Consider the following 18782-nt stretch of genomic DNA (forward strand, 5'->3'; position numbering starts at 1 on the left):
AAAACACGATCAGCAAATTCCGCTGGTCGTGTTTTTGAGTTTGATAATGTTTTTTATTCAACGGAAAGCAAAGCTTCCTCTTGCTTTTGATTTTCTTTAATTCCCGTCATCTCACGGAGCTGCTTCATCGTGTCCTGTCCGTCATCTTTGGTGTAGAATTTGAGACCGCTCACTTTTACGTTAACAGCGTCATCTTCAAACTCAATCTCTCCTTGATGAGTTGTCATGTAGGCAAGCAGTTCTTCTTTCCATAGTTCCTTGACAAAACGGTCGCCACTCATTCCTTTTGGTTCGATGAAAATTTGGAAGTAAAAGTCAGATTCATCTTCCAAAAAAAGGATAAAGTCAGGCTGGAAGCCGCTTAAGTGAACATCGCTCGGAGTTTTTCCATCGGCTTGAGTTGGTTTTCCATATTGATGAAGCTTGAGAGCTTCGCTTTTTATTGATTCACGGTGCATATTCTCGTCCATGCGGAAAAGGTAAACGGCTTTTTTATATTTATCTCTTAAGGCGTCAACATAAGCTTTAACTCGTTCAATAAGTTCATATTCAAGGTTATTGACGATAGCTTTTTCATAGATAAAGAAATCGTCAGGCATTTCATGAACGGTAATATGCTGTTGCCCACTTATCTGAGTTGTCGTGTCGTATTCAGGCACCCGTTTATTATAATTGCTCAGATAGTCCTTGATTGGGTAACCTTTGAATTTGTTTGTACCTCGCTCTTTCACATAACCCGATTGAATTTTCACTTGATACTCTTTGAGTAAATCAATGGTTACTTTCAATATTTCATCTGCCGTCAACGCTTCTGAGCGGTATTCTTGCGGAACTGTAAGAAAGAGCTTTAGCTTATCAGCATTTAGCCATTTTTCGTCATGAATAAACTCTTTCATTGAGTTTAGTTGTGGAAGATATTTTTTCAAGTTTGCAAAGTGGTAGAAATCCAACTTTTGCAATGCTTTCTTGATATAGCGAGCGTCAAACTTCTTCACGTGGATAGATTTTGTATTTTGGCTGAGGTCAATCGTACGATAATCCACTTCTCGTGAGCCATAATTCAGATAACGTTGAATGTCTTCCCTGTGATTGATTCCATACTTTTCGAGACTATCAAAGTAACTGTCAGGCACTTCAACGGATTCGTTGTAGTAAATCTTTCCGTTTCTCCAAGCGTCCGTCCGTTTGAAAGCAGATTTGACTTTAATTTCAATCGGTGGGTTTTGCTTGTCTTTTCCTGTTGGCAAGTCCATCTGTTTGAGTGAGCCAACAAGCTGCTTGAGATATTGTGGCTCATTCATTGTGTGATAATGCAGAGTTTCAAGAAATAGCTGCTTATTTGAGGAATCGCCATCAAAGCGGCGGCTATAACTTTTTACGCCCTCAATCTCAAAAGGATAGTAACGAGCCCCACGTCCAATCAGCTGAGCTTCCACCATCGTGGCATCTTTATTGGTGGCAGCACTTTCAGTGATTCGCACAATATCATAAAGGTTGAGCACGTCCCAACCCTCAGTCAGTTTTGCGACAGCAAAAACCACACGATAAAAATTATTCGGGCTTTCAAGCGTGTTGAGTGCCTCGTACTGCCCTTTTTCAAGCATATTTCCGCTTTTATCGTTAACATTCAGCACGTTTTTAGGGTCAAAGTCATGCTTGATTTCTCGCACAATGTCCGCCAGTCTATCCTCGTTTTTCAGATAGAAAGTGTAAGCAAGCTCTAAAGCTGAGCTGTCATTGCTGTCTAAAAGCTGTTGCCGCTTGATAAAATTGCTGAGCTTACTTGCATTCAAGTTTGCAATCAGTGTTTTAAAGGCTTTTGTCGCAGCAATTGAAATGTCCACCTTTGCCGATTTGAACATGATGACAGGTTTGAAATTCCCTGTTACCCCCTCAATCTGAGCACGGTATTTTCTGAACTGTGAGAGCAAGACCACATTTAGCATTTTATCTTCATCACTCGCAGAAGTTTCAATCCGCTTAACTTGCTTTGAGTAACCGTCAAGCATGAATTTGCTCAAAGGATAGCGATAGACCACTTTATCACGGTATTTATCATAGATGGCTTCTTTTTCAAAACCCACGGTCGCTGTAAATTCCAGCAGGAGATTTTTTTGCTCCTCATTGTTACGAGCATTCCAAATCTTGTTAATCGCTGATTCCCATGTATTTTCAGCGTCTTTCTCCGACGACTTGGTGCTGGCTGAGTAGTGGTGGGCTTCGTCGGCTAGGATAGCGACAGGGTGGCGTTCGTAGTCAGAAAGTCCCATCGTCCCCTCTTTTATCGTGAAAAGGCCATCAAATACATTTTGCACCAAGGAAAGTTTAATATAGATAGTGTTTGCTTGAGTAAGTCGTGGGAAGCGTTCCACTTTTTTGATGGCAATAGTGTTGCCATCAATTTCAATTTTCTCATTGAAAAGATATTTCTCACTTGCAGCATTGACGAGATTATCCTCTGTTTTCATTAAGACTGAGTTTGTATTGACTGTGAAAAGGAAGTTTTGATAATTATGCTCTTGATAGAGATACAGAATCAAAGCTGCCATCAAGTCGGTCTTACCTGAACCCGTTGCCATATTGAAAAGCACGTGCTGAGGGTTTGGCTGAATATGGGTTTGTGTAAAATGATAATTTCTTAGAGCCTGATTTTGATAGTTTCGCAGCGTATGAAGAAGATTTTCATCGATATAGCTTGGGACTTCAAAAGAAGCGTGCTCAAGAGTGTTACCAGCTTCATCAAGGAAAGCATTGTCAGCGTGTCTAGCTTGTTCAATGAGCGGAAATTGGAGCGTCTTTTCTTTATTCTTTTTTGCCTTTGCCATCGTCAAGCCTCACTTTCATAGAATGCTTTATTGAAAGCTATATCTTCCTTTGAAAGAAACTCACGGACAACTGTATCGTCAATTTCCGAATAATTATAATAAAGCCCATTTTTGTCCAGTAATTTGACAAGCAAACGCTTCTGATCGTCAAATTTGACCTTTGAGGCTTCCCATTCTATTTTATCAAGGTCAGCACGGAAAGAAAGGTCAGCAGGTTCTTGTGAACCGTCAATACCTGAGAGCATACGGTCATAAACAGTTTTGAGTTCCGTCAAATCTGACGAGTGGATAATGTCTTGCAAGTAACCCATATTTTTAGGGAAAAGCTCAGCATAGACGAAAGAGCCACCGCCTTGCCATTTTACATCAGAAGAAATCCCTTTATCATCTGCACCAGTAATAACATTTTGAAGCCTCTCTTTCATCTTTTCAACCTGCGTTTCAATTTGCTCACAAGTAATCCACCTCCTACCCAGTTTGTGAGCAACGGCTGCGGTTGAACCTGACCCTCCGAAGAAATCCATAACATAGTCGCCCTTATAGCTCGACATTTCTATAATATTTTGGAGCAATTTCTCAGGCTTCTTACCATTTGGAAAATCCACTTTCCCTTCTTTTGACAAGTTGTTATATTGAATATCGTCCCAAAGAGTCGTCAATTTTTCTTTATAAAGTAATTTTCCATCTTTATCTTCTGTTAGCATATCTGATAAAAACATCAACATATTTGTTGCACCTGTTGCTGTATAAAGAATTTCAGTTAGTGAATCTTTATTTTTCCCTTTTGTTGGGACATACTCAATACTTACTAATCCAGTACTTACTGATTTTGTTTCCTCCATAACTGTTGCACGAACTGATGACTGAGCATTGGTTGACCGAAAAATCTTTTCAGGAACAGCATTATAAACCTCTTCCTCGGTCATGTTATTTTCTGTCGCATACTGCTTGACTGACATCTGCTTGGCATTAGGATAATGATAATACTTTCGATTTGCTTTTTCGTCAAATTTGATGAGTTCCCTTTCTCCGAGCTCTGTCAAAACAGACGTATATTTCCAGCTTTTACCCGCTTCAATATACTCCTCTTGAATATAATCCCAAACTGGTGTCATCGCATAGACAGGTTCTAAATTGATTTGCTCCTTGTTCTTTGCATAAACTTGAATAAATTCAGTGACGTCTTTTAAGCTTTTACCCCCCGAACTTCCTGATACACCACCGATTTTTGTTTTTACAGTAATTAAGTTAATGAAATTTTTTCGTTCAAAAATATCATCAAGAAGTACTCCGAGATAGTTGACTTCCACATCATCTGTTTGTACCCAAAGAAGACCATCATCAGCCAGTAAATCTCGAGCAATTTCTAAACGATTTTTCATAAAAGTAAGCCAAGCGGAGTGATTAAATTTATCATTATACGCAAAAGAATCTGACCCTGTATTGTAAGGTGGGTCAATATAAATAAGCTTGATTTGACCTGCATATTTACCCGCCAGCGTATGTAATGCCAGTAGATTGTTTCCTTTGATAATCAGATTGTCGTTCTTCTTATCAAAAGAAACAATCCTATCATCTACCTGTTCTGTTCTTGCTTGCCCATACCTTTTGACGTTCGTCAAAATTTTCTTGTCAAAAAGGCGGTCAATCTCATCTTTTTCAATCACTTCATTCAGAAAAGCGTCGTCATAACCTTCTTCGGCATCTTCTTTTGTCATGTTTGCCGTCAAGACACCATCTTTGAAAGGAAAGTCCAAAACAACGTCTTGGCTGTCCTGCAAAAATTTTCCATTACTCGCCAAGCCGACACGGTTTTCATACTTGGTATAGCTCGTGTCCCAATAGTCGTTATACAAGATAGCGTCTTGTAATTGTTCAATCTGAAAGAGCTTCTGCCCTGAGACTTCTTTGATATAGTGCTGCTTGATGAAGTCAATCTCAAAAAGACGAGAAAGCAGAGCTTCGTCATAAGCTCGCAAGTCATCGGTCAGTTTTGAGCGGTTGAGTTCGTCGCTGATAAAATACTTTTTTCCAAAAGAGGATAGTGCAGTTTTCAGCTCGTCGAAAATTCTCGGTTCAATGGTTGCCATTAGTGGTTCTTTCCTTTGTTTTTTTATATGCCTATTATATCATTTTTGGAGGGGCGAAAGTTGCCCTGTTTTTGTTTTAAGTACAAGCTTGACAGACTCGCTCAGATTTTGATGGTATCAAAATAAAAAACAGCACCTGTAAACAAGCACTGTCTCTCAATCTTCCCGATTTTTATTTCACGCAAAAGATGGTAGTTTTGATGGTAATTCAACTGATTTTTATTGCTATGTACTGAAATTTCATTTCTGATAAATCGCAGTACAGCAATATTTTAAAGCTTAATTGCCGTGTAAAGAAGTCTTATTTAACTTCTTTAAAGATTACGTGTTTACGCAATTTTTTAGAGTATTTTTTAAGTTCCAATTTGTCTGGGGTGTTGCGTTTGTTCTTTTGAGTAAGGTACAGACGTTCACCAGATTCTTTGTGTTCAAGTGTAATATTTACGCGCATGATAGTCCCTTTCTATAACTTTTGTCGAATTATTTAGTGTCGCGAACTTTGCGGCCTTTGTAGTAGCCTTTAAGTGAAACGCGATGTGAGTGACGGTAGTCACCAGTAGTTTCGTCAAAAGTAACAGTTGGAGCTGTCAATTTGTAATGTGTACGACGACGGTTTTTCTTTGCTGATGAAGTGTGACGTGCAGGTACTGCCATTGTTTTTTTCCTCCGTAGAATTTTATCTCGTTCTTGCAGAGTGCAAAAACGTACTTTATTAGTATAGCATAAATTTTCAGAAATGCAAGTTTTGTAAAGTAAAATTACTTGACAATTTTTTGCAAACCTTTCTGTCAGTAAAATTTGAGTAAGCAAAAGTACTGACAAATATCTTTGACAACTAAAATGATAGGGCCTTTAGCGCAAATTTGATAAAATAGAAGTAACTTAACGGATAACTTAAAAATTTAAGCTCAGCTTCGAAAGAATCAAAGCGGCGTAAGGAGAAGACAATCAGGTCGTAAAAACTCCTCACAAAGCAGGGCAATGTTCTAGGACAATTAAATTTTTAAGGAGAAATGAATGAAGAACTGGAAAAAACTGATTCTTGTTTTTGTCATTGCAGGCGTGGCATTAATTGCTTACTTTGGCTTTAATCAGCCTTTTTTGGCACGCTTAATTGTTACAATTGCTGGGGGAGTCTTGGCTTTCTCAATGCTGATTGAAATGATTAAAACTTTACGGTCTGGCTCTTATGGTGTTGACTTATTGGCCATCACGGCCATTATTGCTACTTTACTAGTGGGCGAATATTGGGCCTCTTTGATTATTATTCTCATGCTTGTTGGAGGTGAGAGTTTAGAAGACTATGCAAATGGTCGAGCTCACCGAGCTTTAGCTGCTTTATTAGATAAGTCGCCTGATATTGCTCATGTGCAAAAAGGAGATAAGGTGGTCGATTTGCCGATAGACCATGTGGAAGTCGGGAGTCATTTATTGATTAGACCGATGGAAATTATTCCAATTGACGGGAAACTTATTTCTGAGGCAGTGGTACTTGATACAGCGTCATTGACGGGTGAAACCAAGCCGAATGAATTAGTAAAAGGTGATCCTGTTCTTTCGGGAGCTATCAATGGGAATTCTAGTATCCAGATTGAAACTACGGTGATAGCGGCAGAATCACAGTTTCAAAAAATTGTAGAACTGGTTAAAGAAACGGAGAAAACTCCAGCTCAATTTGTACGTCTGGCTGATCGTTATGCTGTTCCTTTTACAATTATTGCCTATCTTATTGCAGCAGTTGCTTACTTTATTTCTGGTGACCCAGTGCGGATTGCGGAAGTCCTAGTGGTTGCAAGCCCTTGTCCATTGATTTTGGCAGCCCCTATCGCGTTTGTTTCGGGAATGAGTCGCTCTAGTCAAAATGGAGCATTAATCAAAAATGGAACAGTCATCGAAAAATTAGCAAAAGCTCGGGAAATATTTTTAGATAAAACAGGTACAATTACTGAGGGGACAATTAAGGTTGACAGTCTAAAACCAATAGAAACGGTAGATGAAGTAGAACTTTTACAGTTGGTTTACACGGTTGAAAAATCAAGTGGTCATATTTTGGCAAAAGCTGTTGTTGAATATGCTGAAAATAAAAAGGTTCAACCATTAAAATTGACCTCTTTAACTGAGGTTGCTGGACTTGGTGTGATTGGAGAAATCAAAGGTCAAGAAATTAAAATTGGCCGAAGTTCTTTTGCTTATGCACCTGAAAATCTTAACTATGAAACAGCATTTTATGTGAGTAAAGCTGGTAAATATATTGGGGCGGTCACTTTTTCTGATACTTTAAGACCAGAAACTAAAGAAACAATTGCTCAGATGAGAAAAATTGGTCTTGAAAAGATTACAATGTTGACGGGTGACAATCAACTTGTTGCTGATAAAATTGCGAGCACTGTTGGAATTGACAATGTTTATGCAGGTTTGATGCCAGATGAAAAATTAAAATTTATTAAAAATGCGACGAATAGACCAGTAATTATGGTTGGCGATGGAGTTAATGACGCTCCAGCTCTAGCCACAGCAGATGTTGGAATTTCGATTGGTGTGGGCTCAGGTACAGTTGCAAGTGAAGCGGCTGACATTGTTCTATTGCAAAATGACCTTAGGAAAGTGACGACATCTATTGAAATCAGTCGTGATACGTTAAAAATTGCTAAACAAGCGGTCATGATTGGGATTATCATTTGTATTATTTTGATGTTTATTGCAGCTCTGGGAGTGATTCCAGCTGTGATTGGAGCTTTGTTCCAAGAGATCATTGATGTTGTTTCAATTCTCTATGCGCTTCGGGCTTTAAGAGGATAAAGAAAAAATTTACTGACGGAATGCTTAAAAGTCCTCTGTCAGTAAATTTTTTTTATTTTTTTAGTAATTTTATTAGATGTTCCAGTTCATCAAGATTATCAAAATGAATGGATAAATTCCCTTGATATTTTTTATTTGCTTGAATCTTAACCCTATTTCCCAATTTTTTCATCAGTTCTTTTTCAGTTTCGTCAGTAAAAAGATTGATATTTAATTTACTGACAGATTTGTCAGTAACTTTTTCTTCACCATAAATAATAGCTTCAAGTGCTCTGACATTGAGCTGCTCTTTAATTATTTTATCAACGAGCTCTAATTGCTTTTTAGGATTTTTTTCAGCTAAAAGTGTTCTAGCGTGAGCAGGTGAAATATCTCGATTTTCAACATGCTTCAAAATTGTGTCAGGCAAACCAAGTAAACGAATAAGATTAGAGACATAAGACCTTGATTTTCCAAGGGCCTTAGCGATTTGATCGTGGGTCATTCCCAATTTGTCAGCCAGTTGTGCCAAGCTTTTGGACTCTTCTAGTGGATTGAGATTTTCTCTCTGCAAATTTTCTAAAATTGAGAGAGTCATCATTTCTTCATCAGAATAGCTTCTAATAATTGCTGGTATAGTTTCTAAACCAGCTAATTTTGAAGCTTGAAACCGACGTTCACCTGCTAAAAGCTCATAGCCAACAAGTTTTGATTTACGAACGATTATGGGTTGTAAAACGCCATTTTCTTGGATAGAATTAGCCAATTCTTTTAATTTATCCTCATCAAAAACAAGACGAGGCTGGTAAGGGTTTTTTACAATTGTTGACAACTTAAGTTGAGTGATTTGTTCTACCATATTTTTCACTTTCTGTCAGTAAATTTTATTGTGCTCTATTTTACTGACAGATTTGTCAGTTCCTCTTTTTTTGTTCATCAATCCATTCTTTACGACTGTGAAGTGCTTTTTCATATCTTCCCATATCATCAGGACGGAAATAATCAGCATTTTTAATTTTATCAGGTAAGTACTGTTGGTTTACCCAGTGATTAGGAAAATTATGAGCATATTGGTATTCTACAGACCTTCCTAAATCTTTTGCCCCAGCGTAATGGCCATCCTGTAAGTGTGGTGGTACAGCAAGATTTCCATATTTTCCTAAATCAGCAATGGCTTCATCCATCGCTAAATAAGCCGCGTTTGATTTAGGGGATAAAGCCAAGTCAATAATGATATTGGCAAGGGGAATCCGTGCCTCAGGAAAACCGAGTTTTTCGGCTGCTGATAATGCTGTAACCGTATGAAGTGCGGCATCAGGATTTGCTAAACCAATATCTTCATAAGCCATAACGGTTAAGCGCCGGGCTAGACTCTGCAAATCTCCGCCCTCAATTAAACGAGCCGCATAGTGTAAACTTGCGTTGACATCAGAACCACGAATTGACTTTTGTAAAGCAGAAAGCAAGTCATAATGAGCATCGCCCTCTTTATCAAAAGTTGCAGCTTTTCTTTGTAAAGAATTTTCCATATCATCTAAAGTGACATGGTGTTCTTCTGAGGAAAGAACGGCTAATTCTAAGGCATTAAAAGTAGAACGTAAATCCCCATTAGTTGAATGAATTAAAAAGTAAAGTGCATCATCGTCAATGGTCACATCAAAATCAAATCCACGTTCTTTATCTTGTAAACTTAGGTTTACAGCAAATTCTAAATCTTCTGGTTCTAAAGGTTTTAATTCAAAAATCTGTACGCGAGAACGAATCGCTGGAACAACTGAAAAATAAGGGTTTTCGGTTGTTGCTCCAATTAAAATAATTTGTCCGTTTTCTAAAAGTGGTAAAAGAAAATCTTGTTTAGGTTTGTCTAGGCGATGAATTTCATCAAGTAATAAAACAAGCTGACCAGAAAATTCGGCTTCTGAGGCTATTTCTTGAAGTCTTTTTTTAGTGTCTGTCGTTGCATTAAATGTCCGAAATGCGACATTCATTGTTCCAGCAATTGCTGAAGCAATTGAAGTTTTACCAATGCCAGGAGGTCCGTAGAGAATCATACTTGAAAGAAGTTGAGTTTCGACCATTCGGCGAATGATTTTTCCTTTACCAACTAAATGTTTTTGTCCAACAATTTCATCAATATTTCGTGGTCTCATTCGTCTTGCAAGATTTTGTGCCATATTATTCTCCAATCCATAGGTTTACAACAAATGTAAATCTGGTTTACATAAGGCTTTTGTCTAGATAGAAAGTGAGAATGTAATCATCAATATGTTCACCATCAATGACAAATTCTTTTTTCAAACGTCCTTCTTCAACAAAGCCTAATTTATTATAAAGTTTCAAGGCTGCTGGATTTGAACCCATCACTTGAATTGTAATTTTTTTGAATCCTTCTTTTTTTGCAAAATCAATAAAGAAGTTTATTAGTGTAGTAGCCACGCCCTTACCTCTGGCTTCTTGTGCTGTCATAATGCCAAAGGTGACAGTATGTCTTCCAAATTCAGATTTGTGGCGGGGGCCGTAATCAAGTATTCCAAGAATTTCATCATTTTCTACTGCCAGAAAATAAGTGGTTCCAGTCATAATTTTACCGATAATTTTTTCTGCTGAGGAATCCATGACATGTGGAGTTGAAGCTAAGGTCCAATTTTCATTTTCCAATTGAGCAACTTTGACAAAGTCACGTGGTTCTATTTTTCTAATTTCCATTAAATCTTTCTCCAAATTCTAAAAAAATATCTATTTACACATTCTAAACGTAAAAAAGCTATTAAATGAACTGATTTATTAAGTCTTGCGACTTTTCTAGAGCAAATTTTTGTTATAATTATTTTAACATAATATAAAGAGGGTGTGAACAATGGCTAAATTTGGGTTTTTAGATGTTTTGGAAGAAGTTTTAGAAAAAGGATTTACTTATGATTTTGAAATGAATTGGGATAAGCGTAATTTTGCGGTAGAAGTCAGCTTTTTACTAGAGGCAGAAAATAGTTCTGGAGCGCTTTTGACTGATGCAGAAGGAGTAGAATCAGCAGAAAATATCGTCTATGAGGATGCAGTTTTATTTTATAATCCCGCTAAATCACGTTTTGATGAAAATGATTATTTGGCAACAATTCCTTATGGTGAAAAAGGCTTATCTCGTGAATTTTTGGCTTATTTTGCTCAATTTTTACAAGAAAGTGCCGATCAAGGCTTGGATGATTTAATGGACTTTCTAGCTGATGAAGCTGCCGAAGAATTTTCAGTCAATTGGGATAAAGAAGCTTTTGAAAATGGCATTGCTGATTTATCTGAAACAGACTTTTATAAGTATCCAAGATATTAAGAAATTTAGAAAGATTTAAGAAATAAAAAATGAGTATTTTAAATGTAAAAAATCTATCCCACGGTTTTGGTGACCGCGCAATTTTTGAAGATGTAAGTTTCCGTTTGCTAAAAGGTGAGCACATCGGCTTTGTTGGGGCAAATGGTGAGGGTAAATCAACTTTCATGAATATTATCACAGGAACTCTGGTTCCTGATGAGGGAAAAGTAATCTGGTCTAAAAAACACCGGGTTGGCTATATGGATCAACACGCTGCGCTTGGAAAAGGTAAAACGACGCGTGAAGCATTGGCTGAGGCTTTTCAATATCTTTTTGATATAGAAGCGCAAATCAATGATACTTACATGAAAATGGCAGAAATGTCAGAAGATGAGATGAATGCTGCGCTTGAGAATGTAGGAGAACTTCAAGAAGAATTGGATAATAGTGACTTTTATCTCATTGATGCCAAAGTTGAAGAAACAGCACGAGGACTTGGTTTAACTCCTCTTTTGGATAAAGATGTAGCCGAGCTTTCTGGAGGGCAAAGAACAAAAATTTTACTTGGTAAACTTTTGCTTGAAAAACCAGATATCTTGCTTTTGGATGAACCAACAAACTATTTGGATGAAGAACATATTTTATGGTTGAAAAATTACCTTAAAAACTATGAAAATGCCTTTATTTTGATTTCGCATGATGTGCCATTTATGGATGAAGTGGTCAATATCATTTATCATGTGCATGGTCTAGGGATTACCCGCTATTCAATGGGGTATGCGGAATTTGAACGTGTCTTTGAAGAGAAAAAGGCACAGCTTGAATCTTTGCATAATGCGCAGGTCGCTGAACAAGCTAAACTTAAAGATTTCATTGCCCGTAAAAAAGCGAATGTGGCAACGTCTGGCCAAGCAAAAGCGCGTGAGAAAAAATTGGCGAAAATGGAAATTGTTGAGACTATTTCTGAAAAGCCAAAACCTCATTTTGATTTTAAATTTAGTAGAAAACCAAGTCGTCTCGTTTTTGAGGCAAAAGATTTAGTTATTGGTTACAATGAACCTTTGTCGTCAGAAATTAATTTAAAAGTAGAATCTGGACAAAAAATTGCCTTTATTGGTTCCAACGGGATTGGGAAATCGACTTTGCTCAAGAGTTTAATGGGCTTGATTCCGAGTCTTGATGGGGAAGTTGAAAAAGGAAATTTCCAAGATATTGCTTACTATGAGCAAGAAATCAAAAATCCTTCGCAAAAAACGGTACTTGATGATTTATGGGATGAGTATCCAAGTTGGAATCAAGCAGAACTCCGCGGGGCACTTGCTCGAGTGGGCTTGACGGCCAAACAAATTGAATCACGTGTTTATGTTCTTTCAGGTGGAGAACAAGCAAAATTACGTTTTGCTAAATTAATGAATACCGAATCTAACATTCTCATCTTGGATGAACCAACCAATCATTTGGACGTGGACGCTAAAGAAGAACTCAAACGTGCATTGATTGAATATCCGGGAACTGTTTTAATGGTTTCACATGAACCAGAATTTTATGAAGGTCTAGTTTCTGATGTCATTAACTGTGAAGAATGGACAACTCGTATTTTGTAATTACTGATTAATTCTTATGCTAGTTCATCTCTAATTTTTCTTAAAAATTGGTAGTTGAACTGCAGTTATACTAGCTTGCACAAACACAAGAAATGGTTTGCATGAAAAATTAAACAGTATTAGGAGAAAAATGACTCAGAAACTTCATCCTTGGGAAAATCCCGAACAAGATTATGCACGAACTTTGGCAAAACGCCGCTCAGAGCGGCGTTATCGGAGCTTACAGTTAGTAAAGACGCTTAAAATTTTACTGACAGAATTTAAAAAGTACGATGTGAACAATTTTAACTCAGAGATATTGAGTTGGATTGATTTGCTTGAAGATGCTGTTGAATATGTTGATGATGAAGATTTTAAGTCAGCAAAAAAATTTGTTTCGCGAATGCAAAGAGAACTAAAAAAACTTGAAAAGTAAATTTTTTACTGACAGAAAAGAGGACTTTAAGGGCACTATGAAAAGTTATAGTTTTCAAGCTGAACTGGAAATTATCGGTATCAATCCCTTTGTGGCTGTACCGCCAGATATTTTGCAGAAAATATTTCAGGATTCAGGACGAGAAAAATCGCCCATTCCTATTTGTGGTCAGATTAATGAAAAAACTTATCAGCAAAATCTAATGTTTTTCAAAGGGGATTGGCGCTTATATGTCAATACGACGATGCTGAAAAATTCGCCTAAAAGAATCGGGGAAATCTTTGATTTTACAATTTCCTATGATTCAGAGCCACGAATTGTCAAACAACCACAAGTTTTAAGTGAAGCATTAGCCAAAAATCCGGAAGCAAAAAAAGTATTTGACCAATTAATTCCCTCTAAACAAGTTGAAATTAATCGTTATATTGCAAGGTTGAAAACAGAAGAAGCTATCGAGCGAAATGTTAGGCGAGCGATTGGTTTCTTACTGGGAAAGAACTCTTTTGTAGGCCGAGATAAACCATAGAAAGAAAGATGAAATAAATGAATAATTGGAATTCAATCACAATAAAAATCAGTCGGGAAGCCGAAGAGGCCATTTCAGCTTTGCTGATAGAGGCGGGTTCAGCCGGCGTTGAAATTAATGACAGTGCTGATTATCTTAATCACGAAGACCAATTTGGCGAAGTTCTTCCTGAAATTGAACAATCTGGTTTTGTTGAAATTACTGCTTATTATCCAGAAAATATGCCAATTGTGGAACTCAAAGCCGAAATTGAACATAAAATCGCAAATTTGAGTGATTATTTTTCACTGACAGGTCTGTCAGTAACAACGAATAACCTGTCAGAAACAAATTGGGCAGAAGCTTGGAAAAAGTATTTTGAACCAGCACGAATTACGCATGATTTAACCATTGTGCCGAGTTGGACAGAGGATTACGTGGCGACAGGCTCTGAAAAATTGATTCGACTTGACCCTGGTATGGCTTTTGGGACTGGAACACATCCAACGACCAAAATGTCACTTTATGCCTTAGAACAAGTTCTTCGTGGTGGAGAAACGTTACTTGACGTTGGAACAGGTTCGGGCGTGCTGTCAGTTGCAGCTTCATATCTTGGGGCAGCAGAAATATTTGCTTATGATATTGATGAAGTGGCTGTGCGTGTGGCTTTAGAAAATATTGAACTCAATCCTGGTCATGAAAAAATTCACGTTTCAGCAAACAATCTGCTTGAAGGAATTGACAAAAAAGCGGATGTCATTGTGGCTAATATTTTGGCTGATATTCTTGTTTTAATGACGGAAGACGCATTCCGCTTGGTCAAAGAAGAAGGCTATCTCATTATGTCAGGAATTATTGCTGACAAAGCGGACATGGTCATTGCATCAGCAGAAAAAGCTGGATTTTTCCTTGAAACACGAATGATTCAAGGCGAATGGAACTGCCTGATTTTCAAGAAAACAGAAAATCGTGAAGGCGTCATTGGTGGATAAAAGGCTTAAATAAAGTCGTTTATCTTTCAGTCAATGGAGAAGCATAATAAAGAAAAGATTAGATTCAAAACTTTATTCTAAGAAATGATTGGAAAAAAATATGGCCAACCAATATTTTGTATTTAAAAAATCACCAGAACTGGGCGAAGAATTTATCATTGAAAATCAAGCAGCAGCTCATCATATTTTCACTGTGATGCGGGCTAAAAGTGGTGACCAAATCCGTCTTGTTTTTACTGATGGTGAAATTGGGCTGTCAGAAGTCATCTCGCCAAGTGACCAATCAGTGAAGCTGATAAAATTACTGACAGAGTCCTCAGAATTGCCTGTTCAAATTACAGTAGCTGTAGGATTTCCTAAAGGGGATAAGCTCGATTTTATTGTTGAAAAATCAACAGAATTAGGAGCTACAGCCATTTGGTCAGCACCTTTTAAAGCTTCTGTCAGTAAATGGGACAAGAAAAAACTGACAAAAAAACAAGAAAAATTGGAAAAAGTTGCTCTAGGAGCAGCCGAACAATCACGCAGACAAATGATTCCAGAACTTCAACTTTTTGAGCAATTTACTGATTTACTTGATAAATTTTCTGATTTTGACCAAGTTCTTATCGCTTATGAAGAATCAGCAAAAATGGGTGAGAAAACAATGTTCAAACAAGCACTGACAGAAATGTCACCCAACCAAAAAGTGCTTATCATTTTTGGACCAGAAGGCGGAATTAGTCCAGACGAAATCACAAAATTTTCCGATTTAGGTGCAAAAATGATTGGCTTAGGGCCGCGAATTTTAAGAGCAGAAACGGCTCCATTATATGCCCTCTCAAGTATTTCAGCTTATTTTGAATTATTATAAATAAAGAAAAATTTTAGGAAATCGATTATGAAAAAACGTGCACAACGTAACAAAAAACGAATTCGCTGGGCTTCAGTTCTCACAGTTTTCGTTCTTTTAATTGGAATAATTGCAATTGCTTTTGCTGGGGTTCATTTGTTAAGTCCTAAAACAAATACAAGCCCAAAAATCAGTCAAACTTCAAGTCAAGAAAAAGCAAAAAGCACTGCCTCATCTAGTGCTTCTCAACCAAAAGAAACAAAATGGCTGGCTGGATCAAATGAAAATCAACTGCCCATTTTGATGTTTCATTATGTCACTTCAAGGGCTGATCAGCTCCCACAAGATAGTAATAACATCAATATTGTAACCTTTGAAAATGAATTAAAAGCGCTGAAAGAAAAAGGCTACACAACGGTTAGTGGCTCAGATGCCGAAAAAATTCTAACGACCAAAGAAAAACCAAGTGATAAAATGGTTTGGCTTACTTTTGATGATGGTTCAGTCACAATGTATACTGAAATTTTCCCTTTATTGAAAAAATACAATATGCACGCCACGAATTTTATTATTACAGGTTATGTGAATAAAGGCCAAGGCGGAATTTTGACCTGGGAACAAATCAAGGAAATGAAAGCAAGTGGACTTGTTGATTTTGGCAGTCATACGGTCAGCCATCCTGATTTAGGAAAGCTCACTTTGGAAGCTCAACGAACAGAACTTGAACAATCAAAAGCAGATTTAGATAAAAACCTCGAGCAAAAAACAGATATCATCTGTTATCCAGCAGGGGGTTATAACCAGAATACCTTGAATTTAGCTAACGAGTTAGGTTATAAGTTTGGTTTGCTTGACCCGGGCCGTAACGGTGCTGTCGCAATAGCAGCCAAAGAAAGTGATGGTCTATTAACGCTACCACGCTTTAGAATGATGAGTTCTACCACAACTGAGCAAATGCTACAAATGATTCAACCCTCAACCGATTATAATGAAAAAAATAAATAAACTCCGAATAATCGGAGTTTTATCTTTAGTTTTGCAATAGTCATCCTTTTGCTTAACCTACAAATGTGATAGAATAGATTAAATTAAGTGAAATAAACCTTAACTTACAAAATTTGATGAGATGATATATTAATCTAAATAAGGAGGAAAACTGGTCACCATTTTAGAGTCATTTTTAAAATGGTCTAGTATCTAAAGTTATGCCTAAAGAACCAGACTTAACCGGAGCAGAAGTTGTCAATATCTGTTCTGACTACATGAATGAAACAGACCTTTTACTCGTAGAAAAAGCACTTGCTTGTGCTTCACTTGCCCATGCAGACCAATATCGTGCATCAGGAGAAGCTTACTTTGTCCACCCTACCCAAGTTGCAGGAATTTTAGCCAAATTAAAACTGGATGCTGTTACCGTTTCCTGTGGTTTTTTGCATGATGTTGTTGAAGATACCAATTTTACCCAAGGTGATTTGCAAGAATTATTTGGCGACGAAATTGCTGAAATTGTTGATGGAGTTACTAAGTTAGGTAAAGTTGAGTATAAGTCACACGAAGAACAATTGGCTGAAAATCACCGTAAGATGCTTATGGCTATGTCCAAAGACATTCGTGTTATTTTGGTCAAATTGGCTGACCGTTTGCACAATATGCGCACGCTTAAACATCTCAGACCAGATAAACAAAAGCGGATTTCACGTGAAACCATGGAAATTTATGCCCCTCTTGCTCATCGCTTGGGGATTGCCAGTATCAAGTGGGAATTAGAAGATTTATCATTCCGTTATCTTGAAGAAGCAGAATTTTATCGCATTCGTGGTCTCATGAATGAAAAAAGAACGGCTCGTGAAGCGCTTGTTGCTGAAGTAATTGGTAAATTACAAGAACGAGTCGAAAAAGCTGGAGTTGACGCAGAAATTTACGGTCGTCCAAAACATATTTATTCTATTTATCGTAAAATGCACGATAAGAAAAAACGTTTTGATGAGATTTATGACCTGATTGCCATTCGTTGTATCACAGAAACAACAAGTGACGTTTACACGACTTTAGGTTATATTCATGACCTTTGGAAACCAATGCCAGGTCGTTTTAAAGACTATATTGCCAATCCAAAAGCCAATGGTTATCAATCTGTCCATACAACCGTTTATGGTCCCAAAGGGCCAATGGAATTCCAAATTAGAACACGAGAAATGCACCAAATCGCTGAGTTTGGGGTTGCCGCTCACTGGGCTTACAAACAAGGAATTAAAGCAAAAGTTGATGTTCATGAAATTTCTGAAACCTTGAATTGGATTCATGAACTTGTGGAATTGCGTGAAGAAGCTGGTGATTCAGCAGAAGATTTTGTCAAAGCCGTTCAAGAAGATATTTTATCAGATAAGATTTATGTCTTCACTCCAAATGGTGAAGTCCAAGAATTACCAAGAGGTTCAGGTCCTATTGACTTTGCTTATGCTATCCATACAAAAGTTGGTGACCATGCGACTGGAGCGAAAGTAAATGGACGAATGAAACCATTATCTGTTCAACTAAAAACAGGTGATCGGGTTGAAATTATTACCAGCTCAAGCTCTTTTGGACCAAGCCGTGACTGGATTAATCTAGTTAAAACTAATAAAGCTAGAAACAAAATCAAACAATTCTTTAAGAACCAAGATAAAGAATTGTCGGTCAATAAAGGCCGTGAAATGTTACAAGAAGCTTTGGAAGAAGGTGGATTTGTACCAAATCAGTATTTAGATAAGAAACATCTAGATGAAGTCTTCAATAAGATTAGCTACCGTAATGCGGAAGCTTTGTATGCGGCGATTGGATTTGGTGAGCTTTCAGCAACAACAATTGCCAATCGTTTAACTGAAAATGAACGTCGTGAAGTTGAGAGAGCCAAACAAAAAGCCGAAGCTGAAGAGCTGATGAAGGGTGAAGTTAAACGCGAATCAAGTAAAAACATCATGAAGATTCGTCACGATGGTGGAGTCAGTGTTTCAGGGATTGATAGCCTACTAGTTCGTATCGCCAAATGTTGTAATCCTGTTCCAGGGGACCCAATTGTGGGGTATATTACAAAAGGGCGTGGTGTTTCAGTTCATAGAGCTGATTGTCAAAATGTGCGAAGTATGGAAGACTTTGAACAAAGACTTGTTGAAGTTGAATGGGATGATTCAGAAAACTTAGTGAAAGAATATGTCGCTAATATTGATGTCTATGGCTTTAATCGTCCTGGATTACTCAATGATGTGATGCAAGTTTTATCAAATTCTACTAAAAATTTGATTTCAATTAATGCTCAACCCACTAAAGATAAAAAAATGGCGAATATTCACATCGCTTTAGGCATTAAAAATCTATCAGATTTGACTTTGATTGTTGATAAAATCAAAATGACCCCAGATGTTTATTCTGTAAAACGGACAAATGCTTAAAAAAAGAGC

The 18782-nt window shown here is 37.4% G+C and carries 16 protein-coding genes; 9 read left to right on the forward strand and 7 right to left on the reverse strand.

The genetic code is table 11. The features are described from left to right. Positions 1–53 precede the first annotated feature (53 nt). The 4 genes from MKX45_RS01750 to rpmF form a co-directional block, all read right to left on the reverse strand. A complete protein-coding gene (locus MKX45_RS01750) occupies positions 54–2825 on the reverse strand; it encodes a DEAD/DEAH box helicase family protein (protein WP_340816738.1) in 2772 nt (923 codons plus the stop codon). A gap of 2 nt (positions 2826–2827) precedes the next feature. Continuing rightward, the gene (locus MKX45_RS01755) at positions 2828–4915 is read right to left on the reverse strand and encodes a DNA methyltransferase (RefSeq protein WP_340816739.1); all 2088 of its coding nucleotides are present in this window, start codon (positions 4913–4915) and stop codon (positions 2828–2830) included. Between the two features lie 301 nt (positions 4916–5216). Beyond that, positions 5217–5366 carry a 50S ribosomal protein L33 gene (gene rpmG / locus MKX45_RS01760; protein WP_003132258.1) on the reverse strand — a complete coding sequence of 50 codons (150 nt, stop codon included), beginning with the start codon at positions 5364–5366 and terminating at the stop codon, positions 5217–5219. A 29-nt stretch (positions 5367–5395) separates the two neighbouring features. Then, positions 5396–5569 carry a 50S ribosomal protein L32 gene (gene rpmF / locus MKX45_RS01765; RefSeq protein ID WP_010905107.1) on the reverse strand — a complete coding sequence of 58 codons (174 nt, stop codon included), beginning with the start codon at positions 5567–5569 and terminating at the stop codon, positions 5396–5398. 363 nt (positions 5570–5932) lie between these two features. On the opposite strand from rpmF, the gene MKX45_RS01770 reads away from it, so the two are divergent. Beyond that, the gene (locus MKX45_RS01770; protein WP_057719831.1) at positions 5933–7714 is read left to right on the forward strand and encodes a heavy metal translocating P-type ATPase; all 1782 of its coding nucleotides are present in this window, start codon (positions 5933–5935) and stop codon (positions 7712–7714) included. Between the two features lie 52 nt (positions 7715–7766). Here MKX45_RS01770 and MKX45_RS01775 read toward each other — a convergent pair whose 3' ends face one another. The 3 genes from MKX45_RS01775 to MKX45_RS01785 are packed head-to-tail and all read right to left on the reverse strand — an operon-like array spanning position 7767 to position 10399. Next, on the reverse strand, positions 7767–8552 hold the full coding sequence (locus MKX45_RS01775) for a ParB/RepB/Spo0J family partition protein (protein WP_023189497.1): 786 nt from the start codon (positions 8550–8552) through the stop codon (positions 7767–7769). 55 nt (positions 8553–8607) lie between these two features. Continuing rightward, on the reverse strand, positions 8608–9867 hold the full coding sequence (locus MKX45_RS01780; RefSeq protein WP_057719830.1) for a replication-associated recombination protein A: 1260 nt from the start codon (positions 9865–9867) through the stop codon (positions 8608–8610). Positions 9868–9910: 43 nt separating this feature from the next. Then, positions 9911–10399: a GNAT family N-acetyltransferase gene (locus MKX45_RS01785; protein WP_340816740.1), complete on the reverse strand. Its 489-nt coding sequence runs from the start codon at positions 10397–10399 to the stop codon at positions 9911–9913. Between the two features lie 151 nt (positions 10400–10550). Between MKX45_RS01785 and MKX45_RS01790 the strand changes: the two genes are divergently transcribed. The 8 genes from MKX45_RS01790 (at position 10551) to MKX45_RS01825 (ending at position 18773) form a co-directional block, all read left to right on the forward strand. Continuing rightward, complete coding sequence (locus tag MKX45_RS01790) at positions 10551–11018, forward strand: DUF3013 family protein (RefSeq protein ID WP_010905112.1); 468 nt, start codon at positions 10551–10553, stop codon at positions 11016–11018. A 29-nt stretch (positions 11019–11047) separates the two neighbouring features. Continuing rightward, positions 11048–12601: an ABC-F family ATP-binding cassette domain-containing protein gene (locus tag MKX45_RS01795; protein WP_038598438.1), complete on the forward strand. Its 1554-nt coding sequence runs from the start codon at positions 11048–11050 to the stop codon at positions 12599–12601. 130 nt (positions 12602–12731) lie between these two features. Next, positions 12732–13016 carry a hypothetical protein gene (locus MKX45_RS01800; RefSeq protein WP_010905114.1) on the forward strand — a complete coding sequence of 95 codons (285 nt, stop codon included), beginning with the start codon at positions 12732–12734 and terminating at the stop codon, positions 13014–13016. Between the two features lie 37 nt (positions 13017–13053). Then, the gene (locus MKX45_RS01805) at positions 13054–13542 is read left to right on the forward strand and encodes a YdeI/OmpD-associated family protein (protein WP_010905115.1); all 489 of its coding nucleotides are present in this window, start codon (positions 13054–13056) and stop codon (positions 13540–13542) included. A gap of 17 nt (positions 13543–13559) precedes the next feature. Further along, the gene (gene prmA, locus MKX45_RS01810) at positions 13560–14513 is read left to right on the forward strand and encodes a 50S ribosomal protein L11 methyltransferase (protein WP_128267442.1); all 954 of its coding nucleotides are present in this window, start codon (positions 13560–13562) and stop codon (positions 14511–14513) included. A gap of 100 nt (positions 14514–14613) precedes the next feature. After that, positions 14614–15366, forward strand: coding sequence for a 16S rRNA (uracil(1498)-N(3))-methyltransferase (locus MKX45_RS01815; protein WP_057719827.1), 753 nt, complete (start codon positions 14614–14616; stop codon positions 15364–15366). A 27-nt stretch (positions 15367–15393) separates the two neighbouring features. After that, a complete protein-coding gene (locus tag MKX45_RS01820; RefSeq protein ID WP_248554328.1) occupies positions 15394–16350 on the forward strand; it encodes a polysaccharide deacetylase family protein in 957 nt (318 codons plus the stop codon). 200 nt (positions 16351–16550) lie between these two features. Then, a complete protein-coding gene (locus tag MKX45_RS01825; RefSeq protein WP_003132277.1) occupies positions 16551–18773 on the forward strand; it encodes a RelA/SpoT family protein in 2223 nt (740 codons plus the stop codon). Positions 18774–18782 lie beyond the last annotated feature (9 nt).

Origin of the sequence: Lactococcus sp. FSL W8-0209 (assembly GCF_038006585.1) — a bacterium.
Lineage (GTDB): Bacteria > Bacillota > Bacilli > Lactobacillales > Streptococcaceae > Lactococcus > Lactococcus lactis.

What these genes read in the sequence shown, in the direction of transcription:
- MKX45_RS01800 (WP_010905114.1), top strand. Translation starts at nt 12,732, where the DNA reads ATGACTCAGAAACTTCATCCTTGGGAAAATCCCGAACAAGATTATGCA.
- MKX45_RS01750 (WP_340816738.1), bottom strand. Translation starts at nt 2,825, where the DNA reads ATGGCAAAGGCAAAAAAGAATAAAGAAAAGACGCTCCAATTTCCGCTC.
- MKX45_RS01770 (WP_057719831.1), top strand. Translation starts at nt 5,933, where the DNA reads ATGAAGAACTGGAAAAAACTGATTCTTGTTTTTGTCATTGCAGGCGTG.
- MKX45_RS01780 (WP_057719830.1), bottom strand. Translation starts at nt 9,867, where the DNA reads ATGGCACAAAATCTTGCAAGACGAATGAGACCACGAAATATTGATGAA.
- MKX45_RS01790 (WP_010905112.1), top strand. Translation starts at nt 10,551, where the DNA reads ATGGCTAAATTTGGGTTTTTAGATGTTTTGGAAGAAGTTTTAGAAAAA.
- MKX45_RS01795 (WP_038598438.1), top strand. Translation starts at nt 11,048, where the DNA reads ATGAGTATTTTAAATGTAAAAAATCTATCCCACGGTTTTGGTGACCGC.
- MKX45_RS01785 (WP_340816740.1), bottom strand. Translation starts at nt 10,399, where the DNA reads ATGGAAATTAGAAAAATAGAACCACGTGACTTTGTCAAAGTTGCTCAA.
- rpmF (WP_010905107.1), bottom strand. Translation starts at nt 5,569, where the DNA reads ATGGCAGTACCTGCACGTCACACTTCATCAGCAAAGAAAAACCGTCGT.
- prmA (WP_128267442.1), top strand. Translation starts at nt 13,560, where the DNA reads ATGAATAATTGGAATTCAATCACAATAAAAATCAGTCGGGAAGCCGAA.
- MKX45_RS01805 (WP_010905115.1), top strand. Translation starts at nt 13,054, where the DNA reads ATGAAAAGTTATAGTTTTCAAGCTGAACTGGAAATTATCGGTATCAAT.
- MKX45_RS01755 (WP_340816739.1), bottom strand. Translation starts at nt 4,915, where the DNA reads ATGGCAACCATTGAACCGAGAATTTTCGACGAGCTGAAAACTGCACTA.
- MKX45_RS01825 (WP_003132277.1), top strand. Translation starts at nt 16,551, where the DNA reads ATGCCTAAAGAACCAGACTTAACCGGAGCAGAAGTTGTCAATATCTGT.
- rpmG (WP_003132258.1), bottom strand. Translation starts at nt 5,366, where the DNA reads ATGCGCGTAAATATTACACTTGAACACAAAGAATCTGGTGAACGTCTG.
- MKX45_RS01815 (WP_057719827.1), top strand. Translation starts at nt 14,614, where the DNA reads ATGGCCAACCAATATTTTGTATTTAAAAAATCACCAGAACTGGGCGAA.
- MKX45_RS01820 (WP_248554328.1), top strand. Translation starts at nt 15,394, where the DNA reads ATGAAAAAACGTGCACAACGTAACAAAAAACGAATTCGCTGGGCTTCA.
- MKX45_RS01775 (WP_023189497.1), bottom strand. Translation starts at nt 8,552, where the DNA reads ATGGTAGAACAAATCACTCAACTTAAGTTGTCAACAATTGTAAAAAAC.